This window comes from Hymenobacter latericoloratus (assembly GCF_014199535.1).
GTDB classification, from domain to species: Bacteria; Bacteroidota; Bacteroidia; order Cytophagales; family Hymenobacteraceae; genus Hymenobacter; species Hymenobacter latericoloratus.
In genome coordinates this window covers 108,180-134,281 of sequence record NZ_JACHNV010000001.1, presented here as the reverse complement: position 1 = coordinate 134,281, position 26,102 = coordinate 108,180, and the positions used below count along the sequence as shown (strand labels likewise).

Sequence of the window (26,102 nt, the reverse complement as noted above, 5' to 3'; positions counted from 1 at the left end):
CAGCCAATCCAAAACTGCTGGCTTTGCAGTGGCCGACCGCCACGCAGCCGGGCTGCCGGGTTGCCTGATCCTGGCCTACGGACAGGCGCCTTTCACTGGCAATACCATTTCTGGCGGAAATCAGCAACCCAATTTCTACCCTTATCAACTGACTATATAGACGCGCTTGAATGACAAAAAACCGCCTAAGCACTAGCGCATTAGCTATATGTGGAAAACTTCTAAAGAATAGGTTTGTCCTGACCTTTCCAGACGGATATCTTCGGAACCGTTGACCTTTCCTTCGGGGGTAGGGAAGCGCCCAAGGGTTTACCTGAATTGTTTGGCTGGCCTGCTCCGGCCGTACTCATACTTCTACTACCACATCAACCTGCTACGCCTATGTTGGTAATCAAACGCGACGGCCGCCGCGAGTCCGTGAAATTCGATAAAGTCACGGCCCGCATCGAAAAGCTCTGCTACGGGCTCAACATGATGTACGTGTCGCCGATTGAGGTGGCCAAGAAGGTTATCGACGGCATTTACGACGGCGTAACTACCGTGGAGCTGGATAACCTGGCAGCCGAAACGGCGGCCTCGCTCACGACCAAACACCCCGACTACGCTATTCTGGCCGCGCGCATTGCTGTGAGCAACCTGCACAAGGTCACCAGCAAGTCGTTCAGCAGCACCATGAAGCGGCTGCACACCTACGAGGACCCCAAAACCGGCGAAAACGCCTCGCTGATTGCCCAGGACGTGTGGGAGATTGTGCATGCCCACGCCGCTACCCTCGACTCGGCCATCATCTACGACCGGGACTACAACTACGACTACTTCGGCTTCAAGACCCTGGAGCGCTCCTACCTGCTGCGCCTCGATGGGCGCGTGGTGGAGCGGCCCCAGCACATGCTGATGCGCGTGGCCGTGGGTATTCACAAGGAAGACATTGCGTCGGCTATTGAAACCTACAACCTGATGTCGGAGCGGTGGTTTACCCACGCTACCCCTACCCTCTTCAACGCCGGCACGCCCAAGCCTCAGCTTAGCTCCTGCTTCCTGCTCACGATGAAGGATGACTCCATTGAGGGCATTTACGACACGCTGAAAAACTGTGCCCTGATTTCGCAGAGCGCGGGCGGTATTGGCCTGGCTGTGCACAACGTGCGCGCCACGGGCTCTTACATCAAAGGCACCAACGGCACCTCCAACGGCCTCACGCCCATGCTGAAGGTGTTCAACGATACGGCCCGCTACGTGGACCAGGGCGGTGGCAAGCGCAAGGGCGCTTTCGCTATTTACCTGGAGCCCTGGCACGCCGACATCTTCGACTTCCTGGACCTGAAGAAAAACCACGGCAAGGAGGAGATGCGCGCCCGCGACCTGTTCTATGCCCTCTGGACGCCCGACCTGTTCATGAAGCGCGTGGAAGCCAACGGCGACTGGACCCTGATGTGCCCCAACGAGTGCCCCGGCCTCGATGAGTGCTACGGCGAAGAGTTTGAGCGCCTCTACCAGAAGTATGAGCGTGAAGGCCGCGGCCGCAAAACCATTAAGGCTCAGGACCTGTGGTTTGCCATTCTGGAAAGCCAGACCGAGACCGGCACGCCCTACATGCTGTTCAAGGACGCCGCCAACAACAAGAGCAACCAGAAAAACCTCGGTACCATCAAGTCGTCGAACCTGTGCACCGAGATTATGGAGTACACCGACAAGGACGAGGTAGCCGTGTGCAACCTGGCCTCCTTGGCCCTGCCCCGCTACGTGCGCCCCGACGAAGCCGGCAACCTGATCTTCGACCACCAGAAGCTCTACGAGGTAACCTACCACGCCACGAAGAACCTGAACAAGGTTATCGACATCAACTACTACCCCGTAGCGGAAGCCGAACGCAGCAACCGCCGCCACCGCCCCATCGGGCTGGGCGTGCAGGGGCTGGCCGATACGTTCATTGCCCTGCGCATGCCGTTTGAAAGCGACGAGGCGGCGGGCCTGAACAAGGACATCTTCGAGACCATCTACTTCGCGGCCATGACGGCCTCCAAGGACCTGGCTATCAAGGACGGTCACTACGAGACCTTCCCCGGCTCGCCCCTGAGCAAGGGCCAGTTCCAGTTCGATCTGTGGGGCGTAACGCCCGAGTCGGGCCGCTGGGATTGGGAAACGCTGCGCGCTCAGGTAATGGAGCACGGCGTGCGTAACTCCCTGCTGGTAGCCCCCATGCCCACGGCCAGCACGGCCCAGATTCTGGGCAATAACGAGTCGTTTGAGCCCTACACCTCCAACATTTATGTGCGCCGCGTGCTGAGCGGGGAGTTCATGGTGGTGAACAAGCACCTGCTCAAGGACTTGGTGAAGCTAGGCCTGTGGAACGACCAGATGAAGAACGCCATCATTGCCGCCAACGGCTCGGTGCAGGACATCCCGAACATTCCGCAGAACATCAAGGACCTGTACAAAACGGTGTGGGAGATTTCGCAGCGCCGTATCATTGATATGTCGGCCGACCGGGGCGCGTACATCTGCCAGAGCCAGAGCCTGAACCTGCACGTGCTGAACGTGAACTTCGGTAAGCTCACCAGCATGCACTTCCACAGCTGGAAGAAGGGCCTGAAAACCGGCATGTACTACCTGCGCACCAAAGCCGCCGTGGATGCCATCAAGTTCACGGTGCAGAAGCAAGCCGCCGAGACCCTGGAGCCGCTGAACGTATCGGCCCAGAACGCCTCCGACATGGCCTGCTCTCTGGATAACCCAGACGCCTGCGAGGCGTGTGGTTCGTAGGGAAAAACTTAGTAGTTGACATAAAAACGGAATTTTGCCTTTGGCTAGGCAAAATTCCGTTTTTATGTCAACTACTATCATAGACTAGATCATCTACGAATTAGAAATACACTTTCTATGAAAACCACATTTAAATTATTTTTTTCATTATTGATATATTTACTCGCTTCAGAAGCAAATGCTCAATATATTAGCTTGAATGAATTGATAAGTTTTAGGAGCAAGGATTTTGAGGAATTGAACACTATATTATTGCAAAAAGGTTGGAGATTTACCGAAGCCTCAAAGGAAACAGATGAGGAATATGCAGTCGTATCTTGGGGATACAGGGTGAACTCTTACACCACTGCGGCATCAGCATTCATCAATCTTCGTAGTGCAGAAGGGTACCTGCCTAGCATATCTTATCAAACCGTGGATAAGCAGTACTATTTATTGTATAAAAAACAAATAAATGCTTATCATATGCGAAAGATAGATACTGTAATAGATGATGATGGACAAGTTATTACCCGTTATGAAGGGCAGTCATATATAGTGAAAATATCAGTTGGCACAGATGAATTAAATTCGATACCTGTATACATATTTAACGTTAGCAGAAAATAAAGGCATATATTTATGCCTATTACAACCTGTTAAAGTAAGGTCACAGAGGAGTTTGGGCTCAATTGATATAAATCCGTAGTTTGGTTCTATGACCGACCTCCTCTACCGCATCACTGTTGACCCTACTATCTGCCACGGCCAGCCTACCGTGCGGGGGCTGCGCTATCCAGTGCAGAACGTGTTGGAGCTACTGGCTTCGGGCATGACGGATGCGGAAATTCTGGAGGATTACGAGGACCTGGAGCTAGCTGACCTGCGCGCCTGCCAGGCCTACGCCGCGGAACTGCTTAAAGCCAAGACCTTTTACCGCTTGGCGTCCTGATGGCTGCCGCGCAACTTCGGGCGTTGGTTGATGCCCAGCTACCGAAACGCTTAGCGCGCTGGCTGGCACAAGAGGCCGGGCTAGATGCCCTTCATACGCTGGACTTGCCGGCCGCCAACCATACCCCAGACGGTTACATCAGTGAACTATCGGTGCAGGAAAATCGGGTTGTCATCACCAAGGATGCAGACTTCGTAAATACGTTTCTACTACATGGTCGGCCTCATAAGCTCCTGCTGGTTTCAACGGGCAACATCAGCACCAACGAGCTACTAGAGTTATTCCGCCAGCACCTACCGTTGCTTATCCAGGCTCTGCAGCACAACCACTACGTGGAGTTGTCGCGGGAGCAGCTAGTTATCCATCGGTAGCATCCCAAATGCGTTTCCACTGCTCAACAACTATTAAGAATGGCCACAATGATTCTTGTTGCATAGGCCACTATCCGTCCTGCTTGGTACAGTTTTATATATAGTGTTTTTACACTGCTCTATTCCTTATGAAATACAACGCTACTCTCTCGCTATTGCTGGGCCTGACGCTGGCTTTCACCGCGGGATGTGATAAAGATGATCGAGAAGAAACGCCCGAGCCACTGCCGGAGCCCACCGTTACGTATAGCCGCTCCATTGTGTATCAGGACAACGGCCAGCACCGGGATAGTACTTTTCAGGCGTCGCAAGTGAAGGGGTATGTCACGCAGACCGCCCAGGGCTTGTCCGTGGGCGCTGAGCCTATTGCCGGTACTGAGGGCATCGGCTTCGCGCTGAACCGCACGAAACTGCCCGCTACTCTCACCGGCACCTACACCCTCAAAACCCTCCGCGACCAAACTCTTGATGCGGATGTGACCTACTATTACGACCAACCCCAGAGCCTGGGCGGCGGTACCATCCTGTACTTCAGCAACGGGCAGCACGTTACCGGCAGCCTCACCATCAGCAGCTACGATGCCAAGCGGCAACTCCTGAGCGGCACTTATACTGCTACCCTAACCGGGGCCAGCGACCCAACCGTGGCCTACGGCACCTTCCCGAAGCGCAAGTGCGACATTGCCGTTACGGGCACCTTCGCCAATGTGCCCTTGAAGCAGGTAGAATAGCCCGCCTACCAGGCCAATAGGCCACCCCAACCGCGTTCCGTGCCCATGCAGGGGAGGCGGCGCCTTCCTCGCTACCGCCGCCACCGTTACGGCACTGCTCGCGCATCGTTGTTCTAACGGGCGAGTTAGCAACACACCTTGCCTGGGCCCGGGTTACAGGGCGCTAGGCCCGCACCAGAGAAACGCGCGCCTTGCCATAACCTGCGGCAGCACGGACAGTTGCGTTTAGGGCAACTATAATCTCCCCAGTCCGGCAACCTACGCTTCTGCCCACTGGGCTGGCAGCGGTTGGCTTCCCTGACGTGGCTATTGATGAGCTTCCTGCGGAATCAGTACCTTACTGCCCGTTTTTGTCTTGCTTCCCGGCAGGAAGCATGCCCCGTAACGGCCGGCCTGAACGTGGCTTCGGAAATCAGCGGCCGGTTATTTGTCCCCTAATCTTGCTAAGTGTGCGCCTTCGTTACTCGCTACCTCTTGTGTTGAGCCTGCTGCTTACCGGTTCCGGACTGATGTCTTGCGACAAGCAGGACTCCGGGCAGCCTACCCCCACGCCGGCCCCAACACCGGAAACAGCTGTATTGAGCGGCAAAATTCAGCCGGCAGAAGCCGTAACGGCGGTAACAGCCACGGATAAGAGTGGTAAAGCCGTGTCCGTTTCTCCTAATAGCGCTGGCGAGTATGCCTTGCCGGCGGCCGCCCTGGGCGAGTATATCCTGCGTTTTACGACCACCAGCAGCTACGCCGAGCCGGCTGCTTATACTGCTACCCTCCGCCGCGGGGGCACCTTTGTGGCCACCACTGCGGAGCTGGCCCCCGCCTCCGCCACTATTGAGGTGGATGGCGTGCGCGTAACCCGTAAGATTACGGTGGAGCATATGTGGTTTAGCACCATCGGGGATGATGCCTACACCTTTTACCTGGCAAATTCGAGCTACTTGGGAAACCAGTATCCTATGGTATGCCTTGGGTTGCACTATGCGTGCGATTATGAGACGGGCCCGGAGGTGAACATCACCCTGCCGCTGGGCGACCAATGCTATACGGCCCGCTACGAAGAGGATTTTATGCCCCCCTTGTACGCCGGCGACTGGTACCCCTCCCGAACCGGGGGTACGCTTACCACCACGTCGGTCAACAAAACCAAACACCTTTTTTCCGGCACGTTTGAGTTTAAAGCCGGCAACTACCTGGACGGGGAGAAACGGGAAAAATACGCGCTGAAAACCATAAAAGGCACCTTCACCAATCTGCCCTACGAGGTAAGCAGACGGTAGAAGGCGGCGGCGGGTCTCCAACGGGCAGGTTCCCGCTAGTGCGGAAGTCTTGGGGCTTGTGGCGAGGGTAGGCGACTAATGACGCCCGTGGCCGTGTCCCCGGCCAGGGCTGAGGGCCGTGTTAGCGGCGCGCGTAGTACACGGGGGCGCGCCCCCAGTCATCACCGGGCGGGGCTGATAGGAGCGGCGGGGCTTCCGGTATGGGGCCGGCCGGGCACCGGACACGGGTGAGGCGGGCGCCTGAAAATCAGGCAGGTTAGGCCTTCCTTTTATCTTCTATCTTCGCCCCTGCCCTACTTCCTACTTTCTATCTTCAATGCGCCTATCATTCGCTCCCGGCTTGCTAGCACTTGCGGGCATACTGGGCTGTACCCGCCTGCCGGCCACCGGCCCCCTGCCCGCTACTCCTCAGCAGCTAACCAATATTATGCTGGTGGCCTGCCCTCACCTTTCCCAGCTCCGCAAGGCCGACAAGCCCACCAGCGACGTGCTGACGCCCCCGCGTCAGGCCGAACTAGAGGCTCTGCTGAGCCGGCTACAGCGTTTCCGGCCCGATGTCATTACGGTGGAAGAGTTGCCCGAGGAGCAGGCCCGCATTGATAGCCTGTACGCATTGTATCGCCAGGATAAGCTGAACCTGAGCACCTTGCCCGGCGGGCGCAGCGAGGTGTACCAGCTGGGGTTTGCGCTGGGCAAGCGCCTGGGGCTGGCGCGCATCTACTGCGTGAACTCGGAGGGCGGCACCTCGCAGAGTATTCTGCACGAGGGCCAGAACATTAAGCTGTACGAGGAGGCCACCGCCGCGCACCGCGCTTACTACGCTCCCGTAGTGCAGCAGTGGGAAAGCGGGGCGGTGTCGATGTCGGGGCTGCTGTACTTCCTGAACAGCCGGCCCATGCTGGAGCAGCTGCACACGCTGGTGTACCGCACCCCGGCCCGCGTAACGGATGGCACCCTGAAAACGGACCCGATGGTGGACGCCAGCTTCGTGAAGCCGCACTACGTAGGCGCCGAGTTTATTTCGGTACTCTACAACCGCGACCTGAAAATCTACTCCAACATCGTAACTACCCAACTGGCCACCGGCGGCACCCGCCTTCTCACCATCATCGGGGGCCGGCACGTAGCCTCCCTGCAGGGCATTCTGAGGACTGATCCGGCCTACCGGGTAGTGCCTGCTACCACCTATCTGAAGAAAAAATAAGCCCGCCTGCCGGTGCAGGTGGGCTTAAAGCGAGGCGCGGGCTACGACAGGTAGTAGCAGGGGTAGCGCCGTTGCCGGTAAATTTTGCCATCCTTAAACTCAAACACCAGGCATAGCTGCCCTTGCACCCGCTGCCCGCGCAGCAGCGGGCCTACGTCGCTGGCGGTGGTGGCGTACCAGAGGCCTTCCACCACCACGCTGCCGTCGGGGTTGATTTGCGTGTGCTCCACCTCGAAGTGCTGGTCGCGCAGCAGTTCCCGGCCGGCGCGCAGGTTGTCCATAATGTCGGTGAAGGAGCGGCGCTGAACCGTTTTGAAGATCAGATTGGGGTACTCCGTCTGCTCCACCTCGGGGTGCAGCACGGCCGCGTAGGCTTCGGGCTCGGTGTTGAAGGCCTGAACCAGCTCGAAATAGGAGGTAACGACGGCAAGTTGCTCGCTCATGGGGTGAAGCACTAAAAGGGGGTTCGAAGATAAGCGAAGCATCTTACTCCGTTGCGGCAGGCCCGCAGCCGGAGCGGGCTCAGGGGCGACGGCGCGGGGTACGCGCGGGCGGGGCCGCCCGCCGGGGCCGCTCCACTGGTTTCACCTGCCCGGAGTCGAGAGGGCCTACGCTTACCTGTCCGCTGGGCACCGAGGGCTGGGGCAGCGGGTGGTTGGGTAACACCTGGGTGGGGGCGGGCACCGGCTCGGCTTTGCCCTGCCCTACCCCGGCGGGCAGCGTTATGCCCGGCATGGGGCTTACCCGCTCCGTAGGCTGGCGCCGCACGGGCTGCACGGGGGGGCGGTTCTGGGCCTGAGCGGCCGTAGCGGCCAGGCTCAGGAAGGCTATTCCAAAAAACAGAGTACGAGACATAAAACAGGTAGCACACGGCCGTTAGGTGAACAGCTGCACACCACGGCGCAGCACCTGCTGCCAGGCTTTGTGGCATACGAGGCGGACCCAAGCCAAGTTCATCAGCCGGCAGGGGTACTCCTGCCACCGGCCCCGGGGGTTGGGGGGGGCCTTGGGGGTAGGGCCCCGCCGCCTGGGCGGCTACTTTCCCGGAGAGATGGGCTGCTCCAGAAGCCAGGCCTGGGCCGCCGCTGCGGAATCGAAGGAGCGGTAGATCAGGGACAGGTTCAGGACCTGGGTGGTGATATAGGCCGTAGCCAGCCGCACCATTACGTTCGGAGACACTACCACCGCACCGTGTCGGTAGCCGCCGTGCGTTACGGCCCGTGGCAGCCACTCCTGGGATATCCAGCGTTGCTCCTCCGCCGTGAACGGACGCATGTGCGTTTGATCAACAAACATGCGGCTCCAGCCGCGCCGCTGCATGCCCGCCATCATCTGCGAAAAAAACTCCTGCGCATCGGCGGTGGTGTACTGCTGCGCGTTGCTACCCCAAATGGCCCGGATAAAGCCCGCCGGATCTTCCAGCAGGGTGCCCGCAGCACTCTCAAAGTAAACGACAGGCGTGGACACAGCTTGCTTCATGGATTGTCAAAAGTACGCTATTGCCGGGCAGGAAATACGGCTGCCGCGGTATTTCTGTTAGCGAAAACAACAGGAAACGAGAAGCCTGGTTCCGCAGAGCTAGCGCGCGGGTCACCGCGCCAGTTCTGCGGGGCCAGGTTTCCACTCGCCATAGATAAACCGCCGCTCCAGGCCTTGGCAGGGTAGCCTGGCCCGAATACCCGTGGATAGCGTACGATTTTATAACCGACACGTGTAGCCCCACACAAGGCGCCAAAAACACGCTGGTTCCACAATAACCTCTGATTTGGCAAGTCGTATAAAATGCCGTTTTCAGCGATGTTTCACGTTAAAACGGCACATAACCATGGCTATTCAGAAGTATCAGGATTCATTTTCCGACCTGGCCTCGTCCAGCTTCAGCACCATGCTCGACCGGTTTTTCAACGACTCGCTGGCCTCCCGGGGGCGGGTGAACAGCTTCTCGCCCCACGTTGATGCCTACGAAACCGAGAAAAGCTACGAGATAGAAGCTGCCCTACCCGGCCTGAAGCGCGAAGACATCAGAGTGGATTTCCACCAGGGCCGCCTGACTATTTCGGGCGAGCGGCACTTCCGCCAGGAACAGAGCGAGCGGCGCTACCACATGGTGGAAAGCTCCTTCGGCTCGTTCCACCGCGCCTTCCAGCTGCCCGATACGGTGGAGGCCAGCGGCATTGAGGCCCACTTCGAGGACGGCATTCTGCACGTAAGCGTACCCAAGGACGAGAAGAAAACCATGCGCCACCAGATTGAGGTGCGCGGCGGCCAGGGCCAGAATAACAGACCCGGCCAGATATCGGAGCGCGTGGGCCAGCAGGCCACCGATGTAGCGGTGCAGTTGGGCGGCCACACCGGTAACGGGCATCTGTCGGACGAAACCGCAGCCTCCACTGACCCCACTGAGGAAATGAGAAACCGCCCCCAAAGCTCCGGGGTAGGTTCCTGAGTTGCCTCACTGATGGAGCATCAAACGCAAGGCCGGCCCCGTGGGGCCGGCCTTGCTGCGTTAGCCGGATTTTCACGCGAAGCTCCCCATTTACTGAACCATAGCCACTTCAGGCCCCCGAACGTACAAGAAGGCTGTATTTCCTTCACCCTAACTCCCCGACATTATGCACCGCCTTCTTCTTTTTCTGTGGCTTTTCGTGGTGGGCCTGGGCTGGTCGGCCACGGGCACGGCCCAGGAGCTGCCGCCCCGGCCCTCGCCGTTCCAGTTCCTCAACGACCAGGCCCAGCTCCTACCCCCTGCCAACGCCAAAACCCTCGAGAGCGGCCTGCGCCGCTACGCCGATGAAACCGGTACCCAGATGGTGGTGGTAACGGTGCCTTCCTTGGGTGGGCGCAGCGCCGCCGAGTATGCCCGGGCCCTGGGCACGGCCTGGGGCATTGGGCAGCGCGACAAAAACAACGGGCTGGTGGTACTGCTGAGTGCCCAGGACCGGCAGGTAACCATTCAGGCCGGCTCGGGCCTGCAGGACCGCATTACGCCCGAGCTGACCCAGCGGGTAATTCGGGAGCAGATGACGCCCAGCTTCAAGCAGGGCCGCTACTTTGCCGGCCTGCGCACCGGCCTCAACACCCTGATGCTGGCCGCCAACCCCAGCTCCGACCCGCGCCAGAACCAGCCAGCCGCCGCTGCTACCCCCTCTTCCTCCCCCAACGATTTGGGCACCGCCCCCAGCAGCGGCCTCAGCAACGAGCTGCCCGCCAGTGCCGCTACCCCCGACCCCATGATGACGCCCGCTGCCGCGCCTGAGCCGGCTACTTCGGGCTTTGGCATTGGTACGCTGGTACTGGGCGTGGTGGTAATAGGTGGGGGCATCTGGCTGGTATCAAAGCTATTCCGGCGGCGTGGCCCGGCCGCACCCAGCGCCCCCGGCACCTATGGTGCCGGCACTGCTCCGGCCCCCGATTTCCTGCCCCGCCAACCCAACGCCCCGGCCGGCAACTACGGGCCACACGCTAACCAACCCGGCGGCGCCCCCGATTTTCTGCCCAACCGCAACAGCGGCTTCGGCGGCGGGGGTGGCGGCCTGGGCAGTGGCATGGGCGGCATGCTCATGACCGGAGCGGCGGCCGCAGCGGGCGCTTACCTGGGCAACCGCATGGCTGAGGGCCACGACCGGCCGGATAGCAGCGTCCTGAACCCGGACACTCTCCCTCCTTCCCTGGGCCACGATGCTGCCGCCGGAGCCATAGGCGGCGCCGGGGCGGCATCCGGCGGCTTCCCGGCCCTGGATAACACCGGCACCCCGGACGAGGCCGGCCCGGACTACTTCTCGGAGGACTACACGGCGAATGAGCCCGACTACTTTTCCTCTGACGATGCTTCCTCCTACGATGATATGTCGTCGGACGACACGGGCGGGGGTGGGTTTGATGGCGACGACGACAACAGCGGCAGCTGGTAGCTCCCTTGTGGCATTTGGGTCATTCTTCCGCACCTGCGGGCCCTACCCCCGGCGGCGGTAGGTAGCCTTGAAAAGCAAAGAGCCGGTTTCCGCGACGTGCGGAAACCGGCTCTTTGCCTGAGGGGGTGCTGCTATTTTTTGGGCATGCTGCGGGTGGGTGCTCCTACCTGCACGCTGGGGGTGCGCTGCTTGCGTTTCTTCTGGGCTTTGCGGCGGAGCTTCCAGCGGCGGAAGGGGCCCAGCTTTTTCATCTTGTGCCGGCTGTTGCCGCGGTAGCGTTTGTAGTTGGGTCGGCCGCGCTTGTAGGTACGCCGGAATACGGGCGTGCTTTCTACCATTTCTGTGCCAACCAATGGGCTGCCTCCTGTTTCAGCCTGTACCGCCTCCGGCTCCAGGAACATCAGAAAGGCCAAAAACAACAAGAGTATTGTTTTGAACATAAGAAAGAATAAGAAGTGGAAGAAAACTACCTACTATCGGCACCTAAGATAGAGTAAATCTTTTTATTATTCACCTAACAACCTGATATAAAGATTTTATCTGGGCAAAATTATAATTCTATCATTCCGACGGTGTTTCGAATATTAACTTTATTTTATGTAACTTTTCTTATAAAACCAATGTACTTACCTGCTTTTATTAGCCCTGACAAGCTCCTGCTTGCCGCCGCTCTATGCTCCCCTCAGCCCCACCATGGTGCGGGCAACAACGGTCTTAGCACCCCCTACACACAACAAGTGCGCGGCCGTATGGCCGCGCACTTGTTGTGTGTAGCATCGTGGCTGATGAGCCGTACCTTCAGCGGCTTGCTGGCTACCCGTGTGAGCATAGCCACCGGACGGCTTCACCCTCATCGGTAAACTGGTTTAGGGAGCAGTAGTTGCCGTGAGTATAAGGCAGGGAAGGCAGGGTATCGTCGTGCACATCGTTGAGCTGGTGAGGAGCCACCAGAAACGCCAGGTAGGCCTGGTTGCCGAGGTGCTGGCGCAGCAGGGGATAAAACACGGTAGTCAGCCAGTGCACGTCGCGGGCATCTACTTCCAGGCGCCGACGGGAGTCAATCAGCCACCGGCGGCACAGGTCGCAAGCGGTGGCGTAGCGCAGTACCTCCTGGTAGCCGGTCCGCAACTCGTGCGAGGCCGTGGGACGCGTCCAGCGAACGGCTACAATACCCAGATCGGGGCGGTAAGTCAGGTGCAGAAAATCGGCAAGGGTAGTGGAAGTCATGCAGTCAGAGCAGAAAGGCAAACCAACAAGAAACGTTGTTCCAATACGGAGCCTGAGCGCGACGCGTTGAGTTGCCTTAAACCGCAGCAGTTGCCTTCTGGCCAGGGGTAGGCCCCTATAATTTCGCGGGGGCAGCAGGCGCCTCCACCGGCCGGATGTTATAGCGGCGGTTGAATTCCGCCACGGCGGCCGAGCCTACGTTGCGCTTCGTTACCACAATCATCACGCCGTCGGCGGCCTCGGGACCGAACACGCGCACCGCATCTTCCCCGTTTACCACGTTCACGGAGGCAATGGTGCGGCGGTTCAGCGCATTAATGGTTTTCTGGTCCGAAGCCACTCCGTCCAGAAAATACAGGCTGGGGCCATCCGTCTGGCCGGCGGGAGCGGCCGGCTCTGGCTCGGCCTGGGCGGTGGGGGTAGTCAGGCCCAGCAGCAAGAGCAGGCTGGTTCCGAAGGCAGTTTGGCGGAAGGAGGAGTAAAGGGACATAGTGGGCTGCCGGGCGCAAAGTTTGTGCCGCAAGCGCAACAGAAAGCCCGGCTTCCGTCAGAAACCGGGCTTTTCGGTAAATAATAACACGTTGATAACCTACCGGCCGGCCTATTGTTTGGTGGTAATAACTACTGCGCCATTTTTGCCCTTCTCGCCGTACTTGGCGGTAGCCTTTTCGGCGTCTAGCACATACACGCTCTGCACGCTGCCGGCCGCCAGCTTTGTTGCGCCGGGGGTAGCCTCCTTGCCATTGATGAGCAGCAGGCGGCCCTGCAGGTCAGCCGTGGACAGGTCATTGCCACTGGATACACGCATCGTTATCTTCTTATCCTCAGGGCTTTGCTCTTTGTACACGATATGGTACTTCTCATTGAAGGCCCGTAACGCTTCGGAGTTTTCTCCTGCTTTGGTGACAATCAGAATGATGCCCTGCTCGCCAATGTCACCGAAGTCTTTACGGAAGGCTTGCTCATCGAAGCCGGGCATAAACTTGCGGCCCTTCAGCACGTTCATGCTGGCTATGCTCGTGGGGTTGAGTTGGTCCAGAGCAGCAGACGTAGTTCTGACCCCATCCAGAAAATACATTGCTTTAGTAGCGTCAGAGGTTTGGTTCTGGCTCACACTGACGGGCTCCGGAACATAGGCTTTCTTCTCGCAGCCCCAAAGCGTTAGTGCGGCGGCCAGGGGTAGCAGCAGCAGGTAGCGGGCGGCCTGCAAGGGGGCGGTGCGGGGCTTGTTCATCATGGCAATGCGGGTTTTTAACAGGTGAAAGTTGAAATGACTGACCAAGGCGTTGGAATGAGCCTGACTTTGCACGTTCTGGCGCAGCAGGCGGTATTGGTAGGCTTTGGAATCGAGCAGGCCGGACTGCAGCACCCGGTAGTCGGTGTGGAACTCCAGGTTTTCGTGCAGGGCCTGGCGTAGCAGCCACACGCCGGGGTTAAACCAGTAGAACACCAGGCTCAGCTGGGCCAGCAGCACATCCACGGTATGCCACTCGCGCACATGCACCTGCTCGTGGCAGAGAATGGCCGGCAGCTCGTCGGGGCCATGCTGGGCGGGGTTCAGATACACCGTCTGCCAGAAGGCAAAGGGCGCCACCAACTCCGGCACGGCCCGAAACCCTACCCCCTCAAACTCCGTGGACCGGGAGCGGCGGTGCAGGCGGTACAAGGACAGCAGCTGCAGCAGAAACCGCACCGCCAACACCCCTACCCCCGTCCAGTAGGCAAAGCCTAGCCAGTTGATAGCCTCGGGCGCGGTAGCCGCGCCTACCGGCAGTGCCTGCCAGGCGGGCGCCAGCTCCAGCAGCGGCACCGGCAAGGACTGGCTCCGGGCAAACCACTGGCTGACATCCAGCAGCGGATAAAGCGGCGCAAACACCAGGACCACCAGCAGGAAGGCCCGGTTCAGGCGGAAGAAGGTCAGGCGGCGCAGCAGCAGGTAGTACCCGGCGCAGAACAGCAGCAGGGCTCCGTTCACCTTCAGCAGGTAGGGTAGCAGCTCAGGCGTGCTCATTTGTCCTCGCCTTTTTCAATCATGCGCACAATCTCCTTTAGCTCCTCGGCGCTGATTTTCTGCTCCTTGGCAAAAAAGGAAACCAGCTCTTTATAGGAGTTGCGGAAGTAGTCGCCCACGAAGGTGCCCAGGAAGCGCTTGCGGTAGTCCTCGGCCGGAATCAGGGGCATGAAGCGGAAGGTGTTGCCCAGCTTTTCGCCGCGCAGGTAGCCCTTGCGCTCCAGGTTGCGCACCGTGGAGGCCAGGGTGGTGTAGGGCGGGCGGGGCTCGGGCAGCAGCTCCAGCACCTCCTTAATAAAAGCGCCGTTCAGGTGCCAGAAGCCGCGCATGGCTTCTTCTTCAGGTTGGGTAAGTCGTTCCATATCAACAATTACTATCTTTTCGTAATACTACGAATATTTCGTAATTAGATATAGTATTCCGCAGATTATTTTCGGTAAAGCGCAAAAAAGCCCGCCTGCGACGTGCAGACGGGCTTTTTGATTGGTTTAACGCAAGGCTACCAGACGCGGGCACGCAGGTTCTGGGCGCGCACCATCCTGGCGTCCTCTTTGCAGCCGAAAGCTTCGTAGAACTCGGGCATGTTCATCAGGGGGCCGTTGGTGCGGTACTGAGCCGGGGAGTGCGGGTCCGTGAGCACCTGCTGGCGCAGGTATTCCGGGCGGGCGTTGGTGCGCCAGATCTGGGCCCAGGCCAGGAAGAAGCGCTGCTCCGGCGTGAAGCCGTCGTACTTGGGCCGGGGGCCGTTGCCGTATTTCTGCTGCAGCTGCTTTTGCAGGGCGCTGTAGGCCACGCTCAGCCCGCCGAAGTCGGCCAGATTCTCACCCATGGTCAGCTTACCATTCACGAACACGGAGTCCAGGGGCTGGAAAGCGGAGTATTGCTTGCCCACCATGTCGGCGCGCTGGGTAAACTTTTCGGCGTCCTCCTTGGTCCACCAGTCGCGCAGGTTGCCCTCGGCGTCCGATTGGCGGCCCTGGTCATCGAAGCCGTGGGTGATTTCATGGCCGATAACGGCGCCCATGCCGCCGTAGTTTACCGCGTCATCAGCTTTGGGGTCGAAGAACGGGGGCTGCATGATGCCCGCCGGGAAGGTGATGTCGTTCATCGACGGGTTGTAAGAGGCATTCACCGTGGGCGGCGTAAAGCGCCACTCCGTGCGGTCAATGGGCTTGCCGTATTTGCTTACGTTGTCGTTGTAGGCCCACTGCCGGGCGGCCAGCACATTTTTCAGGTACGATTCGCGGGTGATGGTCAGGGCCGAGTAGTCCTTCCATTTATCGGGGTAGCCAATTTTGACGGTGAAGGCATTCAGCTTCTTGAGGGCTTCCTGCTTGGTGGCGGTGCTCATCCAGTCCAGCTGCTGAATGTGCTCGGCCATGCTGGCTTTGATGTTGTTGACCATTTCCATGGCCTTCTGCTTGGTTTCCGGCGTGAAGGTTTTGTCCACGTACAGCTGCCCGAAGGCCTGCCCCAGGGCCTGATCAGTGGCGCCCAGCATGCGTTTCCAGCGGGGCTGCTGCTGCTTGGCCCCCGTCAGGGTTTGCTGGAAGCGGAAGGCCTCATCGGCATAGGCCTTGGGCAGCGCGGAGCTAACCGAGCTGACCAGCTGCCAGTCGAGGTAGCTTTTGAGGTTGGCCAGGGGCTCCTGCTTCATCAAGGTACTGACTTCCTGGAAGAAAGCCGGCTGCCCCACAATCACTTCCTTGGCCGCACCGAGCTTGTTTTGAGCCAGCAAGGCGGGCAGCCCCAGGTTGGGGAACTGCTTATCGGCCTCGGCCACCGTCATCTTGTTATAGTTGGCGTAAGGGTCGCGCAGCTCCACGCGGCTCTTGCTGGCCTTGGCCAGGCGCGTTTCGAGGGCCAGCACAGCCGCCGCCTTCCGGGTCGCCGTGGCCTCCGAGTCGCCCATGAGCTTGAACGTGTTGGTCATGTAGGCCACGTAGGCCGAGCGCACCGTTTTGGAACGGGCGTCATCCTTGAGGTAGTAATCCCGGTCGGGCATGCCCAGGCCGCCCTGGCTCAGGTTCACGGCGTACACGGTGCTTTGCTTGCGGTCGGGGCTCACGCCGGCCCGGAAGAAGGCCCCCGTGCCCAGGGTCTGCTGGCGGGCCACCACGGCCTGCAGGCTTTTCAGGTCTTTGGCGGCGGCAATGCGCGCCAGCTCCGGCTTCAGGGGCGTGATGCCGGCGCGCTCAATGGTCGCGGAGTCCATGGCGGAGGCGTAATAGTCGCCTACTTTCTGCAGGTTGCTGCCCTTGGGGGCGTTGCGGTTGGCGGCGGCTTCCTCCAGAATCTGCCGGCTCACGGCATTGTTCTGGTCGGCGAGCTGCTGGAAGCTCCCCCACCGCACCTCGCTGGCCGGAATGGCCGTGTTCTTGAGCCAGGTGCCGCTGGCGAAATGGAAAAAGTCGTCGCAGGGCGAAACGGAACGGTCGATGTTGGCTACGGCCAGCCCTACCCCCGGTACGCTGGGTTCTTCGGGTTTGGCGGGGGTAGGGGCGGTTACGGCCGCGTCGGAAGTGGTGGCGGTGGCGGCCGTAGCGGCCGGCTTCGATGAGCTGCAGCTAGTGGCGGCCAGACTCGCAACGGACAGCGCGGCCAGCGCCAGCGTACTGGTTTTTTTCATGATGGAAAGAAATACGAGAAGGTGAAAAAGAGAAAAGCGAGCTACCTGGGCAACCCGCTTTTCAATCTACTTAATTACAGCCTTTTACTACTCACTACCAGATGCGGGCGCGTACGTTCTCGGCGCGCACCATCTTGGCGTCCTGCTTGCAGCCGAAGGCCTCATAGAACTCGGGCATGTTCATCAGGGGGCCGTTGGTGCGGTACTGAGCCGGGGAGTGCGGGTCCGTGAGCACCTGCTGACGGATGTACTCGGGGCGGGCGCTGGTACGCCAGATCTGGGCCCAGGCCAGGAAGAAGCGCTGCTCGGGCGTCAGGCCGTCGTACTGGGGCACGTTGCCGTTGGGGTACTGCTTCCTGATCTGCTTCTGCAGGGCCGAGTAGGCCAGAGCGGTACCACCGAAGTCGGCCAGGTTTTCGCCCATGGTCAGCTTACCATTCACGAACACGGAGTCCAGGGGCTGGAAAGCGGAGTACTGAGCGCCCACGAGGCCGGCGCGCTTCGTGAATTCGGCAGCGTCCTCCTTGGTCCACCAGTCGCGCAGGTTGCCCTCGGCGTCCGACTGCCGGCCCTGATCGTCGAAACCGTGGGTGATTTCGTGGCCAATGACCGCGCCCATGCCGCCGTAGTTTACCGCGTCATCAGCTTTGGGGTCGAAGAACGGGGGCTGCATGATGCCGGCCGGGAACACAATTTCGTTCATCGACGAGTTGTAGTAGGCATTCACCGTGGGCGGGGTCATGCCCCATTCGCCGCGGTCAATGGGCTTACCAAACTTGCTGAGGTTGTCTTTGTACTCCCACTCGCGGGCGGCCAGCACGTTTTTCAGGTACGACTCGCGCGAGATATTCAGGGCCGAGTAGTCCTTCCACTTATCGGGGTAGCCGATTTTTACCGTGAAGGAGTTGAGCTTCTTCATGGCCTCGGTTTTGGTAGCCGGGCTCATCCACTCCAGGGCCTGGATGTGCTCCCCCATGGCTTCCTTGATGTTGGCCACCATTTCCAGGGCTTTCTGCTTGGTCTCGGGCGTGAAGGCCTTTTCCACGTAGATCTGCCCGAAGGCCTCGCCCAGGGTACCGTCGGTGGCGCGGAGCATGCGCTTCCAGCGGGGCTGCTGCTGCTTGGCGCCGCTCATTACCTGCTGGAAACGGAACGACTCATCCACGTAGGCTTTGGGTAGGGCCGAGGCCACGGAGTTCACCAGGTGGGCGCGCATGTAGGTTTTCCAGTCGGCCAGGGGCTCTTGCTGCAGGGCCGTGCTGGCTTCCTTCATGAACTCGGGCTGCCCCACGATAATCTCCTTGGCCGAGCCCAGCCCTACCTGCGGCAGCATGGCGGCCAGTCCCAGGTTCGGGAATTGCTGGTTGGCCTCGGCTACGGTCATTTTGTTGTAGTTGGCATACCGGTCGCGCAGGGCTACGCGGTCTTTGCTGGCTTTAGCGAGGCGGGTTTCCAGACGCAGCACGGTGGCGGCGTTCTTGGCAGCGGTAGCCTCATTATCACCCAACATCTTGAACATGTTGGTCAGGTAGGTCGTGTAGGCCGAGCGGATGGTTTTGGAGCGGGCGTCGTCCTTGAGGTAGTAGTCCCGGTCGGGTAGGGTAAGGCCGCCTTGGCCCAGGTAGAGGGCGTACTCGGTGCTCTTTTTGGAATCCTGGCGCACGCCAAAGCCGAATACCGAGCGGGTTTGCAGCATCTGTTGGCGCACCAGCTGGGCCTGCAGGCCTTTCAGGTCTTTCACGCCGTTGATGCGGGCCAGCTCCGGCTGCAGGTACTTCAGGCCGGCTTTCTCGATGGCCACGGTGTCCATGGCCGAGGCGTAGAAGTCGCCCACTTTCTGCAGGTTGCTACCCTTGGCGGCCGATTTGTTGGCGGCGGCCGTTTCCAGAATATTGCGCAGCACGGCGTTGTTCTGGTCAATCAGCGTGTTCCAGGAGCCCCACGATGATTCGGCCGCCGGAATAGGCGTGTTCTTAAGCCAGGTGCCCGAGGCGTACTGGAAGAAATTGTCGCAGGGCGACACGGACAGGTCGCGGGCCGAGAGGTCGAGGCCCACGCCGGGCATTACCGGGCCCTTCGGGGCCTGCGAGGGGGTAGCCGCCGTGGAGGCAGTGGCCGTAGTGGTGGTGTCGGCAGCAGAGGAAGCCGAGGCGGCGGGCGTGCTGGAAGCGCAGCCCGTGAGGGCCAGGCCCGCCGCCGTGCCCAGGGTGAGCAACAGGTAGTTTTTGGAGGTCATGGAGAAGGATGAGTGAGATTGTTGAGTTCTAAGTTAAGAAACCAGAAAGTTTCCTTGTCCGGTAGTAGGGAGCGGGGCTTGCCCCCGCCCGCCGTCCGGGCTCGTTGCAGTGCTTGCACGGTATCGTTCGGGCGGACCGGACGACGGGCGGGGGCAAGCCCCGCCCCTACCAGATAACGGCCCGCTCGGCATCAGGACGCACCATTTTCTGGCCGGGCTGGCAGCCAAAGGCCTGGTAGAAAGCGGGCATGTTCATGAGGGGGCCGATGGTGCGGTACTGGCCGGGCGAGTGAGGATCAGTAAGGATTTGCTGGCGCAAAGCCGCCGGCCGGATGTTGGTGCGGCGCAGCTGGGCCCAGCTTAGGAAGAAGCGCTGCTCGGGCGTGAAGCCATCAATCAGGGGGCGGTTGCCTTTGCCGTAGGTTTTGTCGAGCTGCTTTTGCAGGGCCCCGTACACGATGGTCAGGCCGGCGAAATCGGCCAGGTTTTCGCCCATGGTCAGCTTGCCGTTCACGTGCACCGAGTCCAGGGGCGAAAAGGCGTCGTACTGGCGGCCCACTACGGCGGCCCGGCGCGTAAACTCTTCGCCATCAGCCTTGGTCCACCAATCGCGCAGGTTGCCTTCGGAGTCGTACTGCCGGCCCTGGTCGTCGAAGCCATGGGTCATTTCGTGGCCCATCACCCCGCCAATAGCGCCGTAGTTTACGGCATCATCAGCCTCGGGGTCAAAGAAAGGCGGCTGCAGGTACCCGGCCGGAAACACGATTTCATTCATCGGCGGGTTGTAGTAGGCGTTGATGGTAGGCGGGGTCATGCCCCACTCGTTGCGGTCAATGGGCCCGCCGAACTTCTTCACGTTCTGGCGGTAATTCCACTGCCGGGCAGCCAGCACGTTTTTCAGGTACGACTCGCGCGAAATGTTCAGCTCGGAGTAGTCCTTCCACTTATCGGGGTAGCCGATTTTCACGCGCAGGGCGTTGAGTTTCTTGAGGGCTTCGGCTTTGGTGGCGTCGCTCATCCAGGTGTTGGTCTGGATGTGCTCGGCCATGCTGGCCTTGATGTTGGCTACCATCTCCAGGGCCTTGCGCTTGGCCTCCGGCGAAAACGCCTTGTCTACGTAAAGCTGCCCAAACGCCTCGCCTAGGGTAGCATCCGTAGCCGACTGCATGCGCTTCCAGCGCACCGGCTGCTGCTTGGCCCCGCTCTGCACCTGCTGGAAGCGGAAGGCCTCGTCGGCGTAGGCTTTGGGCAGGGCCGAGGGTAGGGAGCTGACGAGCTGCCAGGTCAGGTAGGTTTTAAGGTCAGCCACCGGCTCCTCTTTCATCATGGCGCTGACTTCCCGGAAGAAATCGGGCTGGCCCACAATCACTTCCTTGGCGGCACCGAGGCCGTTTTGGGCCAGCATGGCGGGTAGGCCGATGTTGGGGAACTGCTTGTTGGCCTCCGCCAGGGTCATTTTGTTGTAGGTCGAGTTGGGGTCGCGCAGGGCCACACGGTCCTTGCTGGCCTTGGCCAGGCGGGTTTCTACGCGCACCACGGTGGCGGCTTTCTGGGCGGCCGTGGCCTCCGGGTCGCCCATCAACTTAAAGGTGTTGGTCATGTAGGTGACGTAGGCGGAGCGCACGGCTTTGGAGCGCGGGTCGTCCTTGAGGTAGTAGTCCCGGTCGGGCATGCCCAGGCCGCCCTGGCTCAGGTTCACGGCGTACACCGTGCTCTGCTTGCGGTCGGGCCCTACCCCAGCTCGGAAGAAAGCACCGGTGCCCAGGGTTTGCTGGTGGGCCAGCTCCGTTTGCAAAGTCTTCAGGTCTTTGATGGCAGCTATGCGCTTGAGTTCCGGCTGCAGGTATTTCAGGCCTGCCTGCTCAATGGCCACGGAGTCCATGCCCGAAGCGTAGAAGTCGCCGACTTTCTGGGCGTTGGAGCCTTTAGCGGCCGAAGTATTGGCAGCGGCTTCTTCCAGAATCTGGCGGAGCGTGGCCTGGGTCCGGTCGCCGAGCAGGTTGCGCGGGCCCCAACTGGAGGCGTAGGCCGGCACGGGGTTGTTCCTGAGCCAGTTGCCACCCGAAAACTGAAAGAAATCCTCGCAGGGCGACACCGAGCGGTCCACGTCCTGGGGGTTGATGCTGCGCCCGCCGGTAGTGGAAGCCACGGCAGCCGGGTTAGCGGCAGCGGCGGGGGTAGCAGTAGTGGCGGTGGTTGTGGGTTGGGTGGTAGCGCAGCCAGCCAGCGTGAGCAGCAGGGCCGCGGCGCCGGTGCGCGGTGAGGCAGAACGGTTTTTCATTCAGCGAATTAGAGGAAAGGATTTCCGCTAAGGTCGCAGCTTGGGCTAGGAAGGTTGCGTGGGGTTGTTTGGTCGTGTAAGGGGCGGCTATATGTCAACTAAAACGGCAAACTAACCTATCTTCTATTAGCCGCTAAGCTGTTGATTATTGAAACACAGCGCCATAAATTGTTTGGCACCGGTTTACTTAACATAGTTTTATTTCTCGGGCGCCTCAGGCAAGCGCAACGGTAGTAGTTTGCCATAGTTTAGCGACCTTGTTTACTATGACTATCTACTGTGTGACGGGCGAAACTGTTGACATTCCGGCCGATACCTTGGAAGGAATGAACGTCGATCATCAGGAGCTACATCGCGCCCTCCTAGAACAGGCTGTGGCCCCTCATTCGTCCTTAGTCCAAGCGAATCTGCGCGGTGCCTTTCTAAGCCAAGCTGTATTTGACTACAGCAACTTCTACCAAGCCAACCTAATCACCGCCAATCTGGCTCAAGCTTCCTTGGTGGCCTGCATGCTGCGAGGGTGTAAGGCTCAGTACTGCAATTTCTCCCGAGCGAACCTGCAAGGCGCGGTCTTAGATGGTGCAAATCTGACAGGGGCCAATTTCGCCGAAGCCCGCTTGCAGGGAGCCAGTCTGCTGGGAGCGACCCTAGACGAAGCCAGCTTCCAAGGGGCGGTATATGATGCCCATACCCGCTGGCCGAGGGGCTTCGAGCCAGCAACTGTGGGTGCTCACAAGGCGCTCAAATAGGCGGACTAAACAAAGCGGGTAATGCTTCACCTAAAACTGGACTTTAACAGGCAATAGCAAGGCTAATCCTGCCAGCATCTTTAGAGGAAATAGTCATTAACGTAATGCGAGCTATTCGACGCCTCTGATAATTGCACAATTCTCGATGTTATTGCTCTTCTCTTTCTGACTAGCACTTTACTACTACCAAGCTTTTTCTGGAAGCAGTGGGATGGGGTAGGAAGAGCACACCCTCCCTACCCTGCAACATCTTGCGAACCTTAATTACCGCCGGCGCGGCTTGGCGCGCTCATACTGCTCGGGCCATTCTATATCAATACCCAGCTCATAAGCAGCGTGCAACGGGAAGTGAGGGTCGCGGAGGGACTCGCGGGCCAGTAGGATTAGGTCGGCCTGGTTGGTGGCAATGATGTCTTCGGCTTGCTGGGCTTCGGTAATCATGCCCACAGCGCCGGTGGGCAGGCCGGTTTCGCGCTTGATTTGCTCGGCGAACTGCACCTGGTAGCCAGGGCCCACAGGAATGTCGGCGCGGGGCACGTTGCCGCCGGTGGAGCAGTCGAGCAAGTCCACGCCCCAGTCTTTCAGGATGGCGGCCAGCTGCACGGAGTCTTCGGCGGTCCAGCCGCCCTCGGTCCAGTCGGTGGCGGAAATGCGCACCAGCAGGGGCAGGTGGTCGGGCATCTCGGCGCGGGTGGCTTCCACTACCTCCAGCAGCAGCCGGATGCGGTTTTCGAAGGAGCCGCCGTACTGGTCGGTGCGCTGGTTGCTCAGGGGCGAGAGGAACTGGTGGAGCAGGTAGCCGTGGGCCGCGTGCAGCTCAATCACCTCAAAGCCAACCGACAAGGCCCGGCGCGTACCCACCCGGAACGCCTCTACTACCCCCTGAATATCGGCAAGGCTTAGCTCGCGCGGGGCGGGCTCGTCGGGGGTGAAGGGCAAGGGGCTGGGGGCTACCGTTTGCCAGCCCCCTTCCGCCTCGGGCACTACCGCACCGCCTTTCCAGGGGCTGCTGTGGCTGGCTTTGCGGCCGGCGTGGGCCAGCTGAATACCGGCCACGCAATTTTCGCTTTTCAGGAAGTCCACGATGCGGCGCAGGCCGGGCAGGTGCTCATCCTGCCAGATGCCCAGGTCGTCGGGGGTGATGCGGCCCTCGGGCACTACGGCGGTGGCTTCCAGCAGGATAAGCGCCGCCCCGCCCACGGCCCGGGCTCCCAGGTGCACCAGGTGCCAGTCGTTGCTGAAGCCATCCTGGGCGCTGTACTGGCACATGGGCGAGATGACGATGCGGTTTTTCAAGGTGAGGCCGCGCAGGGTGAGCGGCGTGAAAAGCTGGGCCATTCTAGAAAAGCGTCGAAGTAAAGTCGGAACGGAAGCCAGATAAACCGCGGGCCGGGCCCCAGGGTTTTTACCGTGGCGGTTTGCGCCGATGCGCGGGGGTAGGCGGCAAGACCCGGAAAGCGGAAGTCGAAAACCATTCGAGCCGGCAGTTGGTATGCATCTGGCGCTGGCGGCAAGCTGGCCGGCGCTTCACCCCAACCCTGCCCTCTCCGCCTACCCCATGCGCACCATCAAAGCTCAGCACCGCGCCCAGAGCGCGCCCATTGCCGACCTGGTTACCTACCGGGCCCTGCCCACCAGCTCGGTGGAGCACCTCGACCCATTTCTGTTTCTGAACCACCACGGCCCGCAGGTGTACCAACCCCACAACCAGGGCCTGCCCTTCGGCCCCCACCCCCACCGGGGCTTCGAGACGGTGACGTTTATTCTGGCCGGCGACATTATGCACCAGGACACCGGCGGGCACCAGAGCATTATCGGGCCGGGCGGCATTCAGTGGATGACGGCGGGTAGGGGCCTGATTCACGCCGAGGTTTCCTCGCCGGAGTTCAAGCGCACCGGCGGGCCGCTGGAAATTCTGCAGCTCTGGGTAAACCTGCCGGCCAAGGATAAGCTGGTGGAGCCGCGCTACATTGGGTTGCAGGAGTCGGAAATTCCGGCCGTGGCGCTGGATGAAGCCCGGGTGGTGCTGCACGCCGTATCGGGCAGCTGGGCTGGTACAGCCGGGGCCGTTACGCCCCTCACGGATATTCAGCTGGCAACCCTCAACTTCCGGGCGGGCGGCAAGCTCAGCCTGACTATTCCCGCCGAGCGCACCCTCTTTTTCTACACTGTGCTGGGCCGCCTGCGCGTGAACGGCCAGGACACGGAAGCCCGCCGGCTAGTGGAATTCAACTACGACGGCGACGAGCTGCACCTCGAAGCCCCGGAAGACGCCGTGCTGCTGCTGGGCCACGCCCGGCCTTTCCGGGAGCCCATTGTGTCCTACGGCCCCTTCGTGATGAACACCGAGCAGGAAATCCGGCAGGCCTACCAGGACTACCAAGCCGGCACCTTTGGCCGCTGGAAAGAATAAAAAAATACGCTTTCGAATAAGGTAATCAGGCCGGTAAACCGTCGGCTATTGAGAGTTGACTCCAGGCAGCGCCCTCTGTCCATGCCCGACCCTTCCACGTCCTGCTGCCCGCCGCCAGCAAAAAGATTGTGCACAACCTTTCTGTTTCGTACATTTGTAACCAAATCTGTTACTAATTCTACATGAACACTCGCTTCGCCGTCGCGACGCACATTCTGGCCTACCTGGCGCACGCCCAGGGCCAGCCGGTGTCGTCGGAGGTACTGGCCAGCAGCGTGGGCACACACCCGGTGGTAGTTCGCCGCCTGATGAGCAGCCTGCGCGAGGCCGGCCTGGTGCAAAGCCAGCGCGGGGCCGGCGGCGGCACCATTCTGGCCCGCCCGCCCGCCGACATTACGCTGCTGGATGTGTTCCGGGCCATGCGCGAGTCGGACCCCGATATTTTTCAGGTGGGCAGCACCAACCCCAACGCCCAGTGTGACCTGGGTGGGGTAATGCAGGCTACGCTGGAAGATATGTTCGGGCCGGCTATTGAGGCCATGCGGGCCGCCCTGGCCGGCATTACGGTGGCCCAGGTAATGCAGGAGCTAGCCAAGCGCCTGCCCGGTGCCTGCCCCGGCGCTGCCGGCTAATGGCTTTTTTATTTACCAGGAAATGTAACCAAACTGGTTACTATCTGTTTTTCACTGCTTTCCGTCTGATTTTCGGGTCGGCGGCCACTTTTGCCGGATGCTGCCAGCGTGGCGTTCGGGTTGCCGGGTAAGCCGGTATGCATCACATGAAAAAGTTACTTGGCGTGGGGCTAGTGCTTCTCGTTGCCCTGGGGAGCTTTCTGCTTCCTCTCTGGCTTACCCCAACGGATGAGTCGGGCGTAACGCTGCCCCTTGTTCCTACCTCCCACTTCACCCCAACCCTTCCGCGCCCTACCGCTACCCCCGCCAGCAAAGGCCAACCCGTCCGGACGGAATACGCGGGCCGGGTGTGGGAAGTGTATTTCCACGACGGTCAGCGCGTAAGCAAAGGCCAGTTACTGCTGAAGCTGGTGGAGAAACTGCCCAGCGTAACCCAGCAGCAGCTGAAAGCCCGCCTGCAGCAGCAGCAGCTAGCCTACGATGCCCTGCTGGCTACCCATCCCACTCCGGACAACCCCGCCCTGGCTGCCGCCCGCCAGCAACTGCAGGATACCCGCCAACTGTTGGCCCGCGCCGTGCCCATGCTCAGCTTTGTGTTCGTGACGGCGCCCGCGGATGGCATCATTTCGGGCGGGCTGGTGCAGGTTGGCGACTATTTGGCGGCCCAGGCCACGGTAGCCCAGCTTTTCGCCGGCCCCCTGGCCGATACCACCCTTCTGCTTTCCAGCGTTGAGTAAGC

At 60.3% G+C, this 26,102-nt stretch carries 25 protein-coding genes; 13 read left to right on the top strand and 12 right to left on the bottom strand.

The features are described from left to right. The first annotated feature begins 381 nt into the window (after positions 1-381). The 7 genes from GGU46_RS00635 (at position 382) to GGU46_RS00605 (ending at position 7,274) form a co-directional block, all read left to right on the top strand. Entirely contained in the window at positions 382-2,763 is a 2,382-nt protein-coding gene (locus GGU46_RS00635) for a ribonucleoside-diphosphate reductase subunit alpha (RefSeq protein WP_183401674.1), read from the top strand. Positions 2,764-2,880: 117 nt separating this feature from the next. Beyond that, positions 2,881-3,372 carry a hypothetical protein gene (locus GGU46_RS00630; protein WP_183401673.1) on the top strand — a complete coding sequence of 164 codons (492 nt, stop codon included), beginning with the start codon at positions 2,881-2,883 and terminating at the stop codon, positions 3,370-3,372. Positions 3,373-3,460: 88 nt separating this feature from the next. Further along, entirely contained in the window at positions 3,461-3,694 is a 234-nt protein-coding gene (locus GGU46_RS00625) for a DUF433 domain-containing protein (RefSeq protein WP_183401672.1), read from the top strand. Beyond that, on the top strand, positions 3,694-4,065 hold the full coding sequence (locus GGU46_RS00620; protein WP_183401671.1) for a DUF5615 family PIN-like protein: 372 nt from the start codon (positions 3,694-3,696) through the stop codon (positions 4,063-4,065). Before GGU46_RS00625 ends, GGU46_RS00620 begins: the two co-directional genes overlap by 1 nt. Positions 4,066-4,193: 128 nt before the next feature. Next, a complete protein-coding gene (locus GGU46_RS00615) occupies positions 4,194-4,796 on the top strand; it encodes a hypothetical protein (protein WP_183401670.1) in 603 nt (200 codons plus the stop codon). A 509-nt stretch (positions 4,797-5,305) separates the two neighbouring features. Next, on the top strand, positions 5,306-6,070 hold the full coding sequence (locus GGU46_RS00610) for a hypothetical protein (RefSeq protein ID WP_183401669.1): 765 nt from the start codon (positions 5,306-5,308) through the stop codon (positions 6,068-6,070). Between the two features lie 316 nt (positions 6,071-6,386). Next, on the top strand, positions 6,387-7,274 hold the full coding sequence (locus tag GGU46_RS00605; protein WP_183401668.1) for a DUF5694 domain-containing protein: 888 nt from the start codon (positions 6,387-6,389) through the stop codon (positions 7,272-7,274). Positions 7,275-7,315: 41 nt separating this feature from the next. Here the strand turns inward: GGU46_RS00605 and GGU46_RS00600 are convergent, their stop codons facing one another. From GGU46_RS00600 to GGU46_RS00590, 3 genes are all read right to left on the bottom strand, one after another. Then, positions 7,316-7,717, bottom strand: coding sequence for a nuclear transport factor 2 family protein (locus GGU46_RS00600; RefSeq protein ID WP_183401667.1), 402 nt, complete (start codon positions 7,715-7,717; stop codon positions 7,316-7,318). A gap of 79 nt (positions 7,718-7,796) precedes the next feature. Then, positions 7,797-8,129: a hypothetical protein gene (locus GGU46_RS00595; RefSeq protein WP_183401666.1), complete on the bottom strand. Its 333-nt coding sequence runs from the start codon at positions 8,127-8,129 to the stop codon at positions 7,797-7,799. Between the two features lie 180 nt (positions 8,130-8,309). Further along, positions 8,310-8,753, bottom strand: coding sequence for a hypothetical protein (locus tag GGU46_RS00590; protein ID WP_183401665.1), 444 nt, complete (start codon positions 8,751-8,753; stop codon positions 8,310-8,312). 346 nt (positions 8,754-9,099) lie between these two features. Here GGU46_RS00590 and GGU46_RS00585 point away from each other — a divergent pair, with 346 nt between their 5' ends. Continuing rightward, entirely contained in the window at positions 9,100-9,720 is a 621-nt protein-coding gene (locus GGU46_RS00585) for an Hsp20/alpha crystallin family protein (RefSeq protein WP_183401664.1), read from the top strand. A gap of 166 nt (positions 9,721-9,886) precedes the next feature. After that, positions 9,887-11,185, top strand: coding sequence for a TPM domain-containing protein (locus tag GGU46_RS00580; protein WP_183401663.1), 1,299 nt, complete (start codon positions 9,887-9,889; stop codon positions 11,183-11,185). A 131-nt stretch (positions 11,186-11,316) separates the two neighbouring features. Here the strand turns inward: GGU46_RS00580 and GGU46_RS00575 are convergent, their stop codons facing one another. The 8 genes from GGU46_RS00575 to GGU46_RS00540 form a co-directional block, all read right to left on the bottom strand. Then, positions 11,317-11,625: a hypothetical protein gene (locus GGU46_RS00575; RefSeq protein WP_183401662.1), complete on the bottom strand. Its 309-nt coding sequence runs from the start codon at positions 11,623-11,625 to the stop codon at positions 11,317-11,319. A 373-nt stretch (positions 11,626-11,998) separates the two neighbouring features. Then, the gene (locus GGU46_RS00570; protein WP_183401661.1) at positions 11,999-12,412 is read right to left on the bottom strand and encodes a hypothetical protein; all 414 of its coding nucleotides are present in this window, start codon (positions 12,410-12,412) and stop codon (positions 11,999-12,001) included. A 115-nt stretch (positions 12,413-12,527) separates the two neighbouring features. Then, a complete protein-coding gene (locus GGU46_RS00565) occupies positions 12,528-12,902 on the bottom strand; it encodes a hypothetical protein (RefSeq protein WP_183401660.1) in 375 nt (124 codons plus the stop codon). Positions 12,903-13,013: 111 nt separating this feature from the next. Then, complete coding sequence (locus tag GGU46_RS00560) at positions 13,014-14,423, bottom strand: M56 family metallopeptidase (RefSeq protein ID WP_183401659.1); 1,410 nt, start codon at positions 14,421-14,423, stop codon at positions 13,014-13,016. Continuing rightward, on the bottom strand, positions 14,420-14,785 hold the full coding sequence (locus GGU46_RS00555) for a BlaI/MecI/CopY family transcriptional regulator (protein WP_183401658.1): 366 nt from the start codon (positions 14,783-14,785) through the stop codon (positions 14,420-14,422). Before GGU46_RS00555 ends, GGU46_RS00560 begins: the two co-directional genes overlap by 4 nt. Before the next feature lie 137 nt (positions 14,786-14,922). Continuing rightward, the gene (locus GGU46_RS00550; RefSeq protein WP_183401657.1) at positions 14,923-17,052 is read right to left on the bottom strand and encodes a M13 family metallopeptidase; all 2,130 of its coding nucleotides are present in this window, start codon (positions 17,050-17,052) and stop codon (positions 14,923-14,925) included. A gap of 94 nt (positions 17,053-17,146) precedes the next feature. Continuing rightward, positions 17,147-19,288: a M13 family metallopeptidase gene (locus tag GGU46_RS00545; protein WP_183401656.1), complete on the bottom strand. Its 2,142-nt coding sequence runs from the start codon at positions 19,286-19,288 to the stop codon at positions 17,147-17,149. A 166-nt stretch (positions 19,289-19,454) separates the two neighbouring features. Further along, positions 19,455-21,569: a M13 family metallopeptidase gene (locus GGU46_RS00540; RefSeq protein ID WP_183401655.1), complete on the bottom strand. Its 2,115-nt coding sequence runs from the start codon at positions 21,567-21,569 to the stop codon at positions 19,455-19,457. A 266-nt stretch (positions 21,570-21,835) separates the two neighbouring features. On the opposite strand from GGU46_RS00540, the gene GGU46_RS00535 reads away from it, so the two are divergent. Beyond that, on the top strand, positions 21,836-22,318 hold the full coding sequence (locus tag GGU46_RS00535; protein ID WP_184093932.1) for a pentapeptide repeat-containing protein: 483 nt from the start codon (positions 21,836-21,838) through the stop codon (positions 22,316-22,318). A gap of 264 nt (positions 22,319-22,582) precedes the next feature. On the opposite strand, the gene GGU46_RS00530 is transcribed toward GGU46_RS00535, so the two are convergent. After that, a complete protein-coding gene (locus GGU46_RS00530) occupies positions 22,583-23,656 on the bottom strand; it encodes an NADH:flavin oxidoreductase/NADH oxidase (protein WP_183401653.1) in 1,074 nt (357 codons plus the stop codon). Positions 23,657-23,876: 220 nt separating this feature from the next. On the opposite strand from GGU46_RS00530, the gene GGU46_RS00525 reads away from it, so the two are divergent. The 3 genes from GGU46_RS00525 (at position 23,877) to GGU46_RS00515 (ending at position 26,100) form a co-directional block, all read left to right on the top strand. After that, entirely contained in the window at positions 23,877-24,731 is an 855-nt protein-coding gene (locus tag GGU46_RS00525) for a pirin family protein (protein WP_183401652.1), read from the top strand. A 182-nt stretch (positions 24,732-24,913) separates the two neighbouring features. Then, positions 24,914-25,363 (top strand): Rrf2 family transcriptional regulator, encoded by a 450-nt coding sequence (locus GGU46_RS00520; protein WP_183401651.1) that lies wholly within the window; start codon positions 24,914-24,916, stop codon positions 25,361-25,363. Positions 25,364-25,509: 146 nt separating this feature from the next. Continuing rightward, positions 25,510-26,100 carry an efflux RND transporter periplasmic adaptor subunit gene (locus GGU46_RS00515; RefSeq protein WP_183401650.1) on the top strand — a complete coding sequence of 197 codons (591 nt, stop codon included), beginning with the start codon at positions 25,510-25,512 and terminating at the stop codon, positions 26,098-26,100. The last annotated feature ends 2 nt before the right edge of the window (positions 26,101-26,102 follow it).

Bases quoted from the DNA above. Each gene is read 5' to 3' on its own strand.
- GGU46_RS00635 (WP_183401674.1), top strand. From the start codon at position 382: ATGTTGGTAATCAAACGCGACGGCCGCCGCGAGTCCGTGAAATTCGAT.
- GGU46_RS00630 (WP_183401673.1), top strand. From the start codon at position 2,881: ATGAAAACCACATTTAAATTATTTTTTTCATTATTGATATATTTACTC.
- GGU46_RS00615 (WP_183401670.1), top strand. From the start codon at position 4,194: ATGAAATACAACGCTACTCTCTCGCTATTGCTGGGCCTGACGCTGGCT.
- GGU46_RS00570 (WP_183401661.1), bottom strand. From the start codon at position 12,412: ATGACTTCCACTACCCTTGCCGATTTTCTGCACCTGACTTACCGCCCC.
- GGU46_RS00590 (WP_183401665.1), bottom strand. From the start codon at position 8,753: ATGAAGCAAGCTGTGTCCACGCCTGTCGTTTACTTTGAGAGTGCTGCG.
- GGU46_RS00600 (WP_183401667.1), bottom strand. From the start codon at position 7,717: ATGAGCGAGCAACTTGCCGTCGTTACCTCCTATTTCGAGCTGGTTCAG.
- GGU46_RS00620 (WP_183401671.1), top strand. From the start codon at position 3,694: ATGGCTGCCGCGCAACTTCGGGCGTTGGTTGATGCCCAGCTACCGAAA.
- GGU46_RS00555 (WP_183401658.1), bottom strand. From the start codon at position 14,785: ATGGAACGACTTACCCAACCTGAAGAAGAAGCCATGCGCGGCTTCTGG.
- GGU46_RS00520 (WP_183401651.1), top strand. From the start codon at position 24,914: ATGAACACTCGCTTCGCCGTCGCGACGCACATTCTGGCCTACCTGGCG.
- GGU46_RS00560 (WP_183401659.1), bottom strand. From the start codon at position 14,423: ATGAGCACGCCTGAGCTGCTACCCTACCTGCTGAAGGTGAACGGAGCC.
- GGU46_RS00585 (WP_183401664.1), top strand. From the start codon at position 9,100: ATGGCTATTCAGAAGTATCAGGATTCATTTTCCGACCTGGCCTCGTCC.
- GGU46_RS00530 (WP_183401653.1), bottom strand. From the start codon at position 23,656: ATGGCCCAGCTTTTCACGCCGCTCACCCTGCGCGGCCTCACCTTGAAA.
- GGU46_RS00580 (WP_183401663.1), top strand. From the start codon at position 9,887: ATGCACCGCCTTCTTCTTTTTCTGTGGCTTTTCGTGGTGGGCCTGGGC.
- GGU46_RS00535 (WP_184093932.1), top strand. From the start codon at position 21,836: ATGACTATCTACTGTGTGACGGGCGAAACTGTTGACATTCCGGCCGAT.
- GGU46_RS00550 (WP_183401657.1), bottom strand. From the start codon at position 17,052: ATGAAAAAAACCAGTACGCTGGCGCTGGCCGCGCTGTCCGTTGCGAGT.
- GGU46_RS00605 (WP_183401668.1), top strand. From the start codon at position 6,387: ATGCGCCTATCATTCGCTCCCGGCTTGCTAGCACTTGCGGGCATACTG.
- GGU46_RS00540 (WP_183401655.1), bottom strand. From the start codon at position 21,569: ATGAAAAACCGTTCTGCCTCACCGCGCACCGGCGCCGCGGCCCTGCTG.
- GGU46_RS00575 (WP_183401662.1), bottom strand. From the start codon at position 11,625: ATGTTCAAAACAATACTCTTGTTGTTTTTGGCCTTTCTGATGTTCCTG.
- GGU46_RS00515 (WP_183401650.1), top strand. From the start codon at position 25,510: ATGAAAAAGTTACTTGGCGTGGGGCTAGTGCTTCTCGTTGCCCTGGGG.
- GGU46_RS00565 (WP_183401660.1), bottom strand. From the start codon at position 12,902: ATGTCCCTTTACTCCTCCTTCCGCCAAACTGCCTTCGGAACCAGCCTG.
- GGU46_RS00610 (WP_183401669.1), top strand. From the start codon at position 5,306: ATGTCTTGCGACAAGCAGGACTCCGGGCAGCCTACCCCCACGCCGGCC.
- GGU46_RS00625 (WP_183401672.1), top strand. From the start codon at position 3,461: ATGACCGACCTCCTCTACCGCATCACTGTTGACCCTACTATCTGCCAC.
- GGU46_RS00525 (WP_183401652.1), top strand. From the start codon at position 23,877: ATGCGCACCATCAAAGCTCAGCACCGCGCCCAGAGCGCGCCCATTGCC.
- GGU46_RS00545 (WP_183401656.1), bottom strand. From the start codon at position 19,288: ATGACCTCCAAAAACTACCTGTTGCTCACCCTGGGCACGGCGGCGGGC.
- GGU46_RS00595 (WP_183401666.1), bottom strand. From the start codon at position 8,129: ATGTCTCGTACTCTGTTTTTTGGAATAGCCTTCCTGAGCCTGGCCGCT.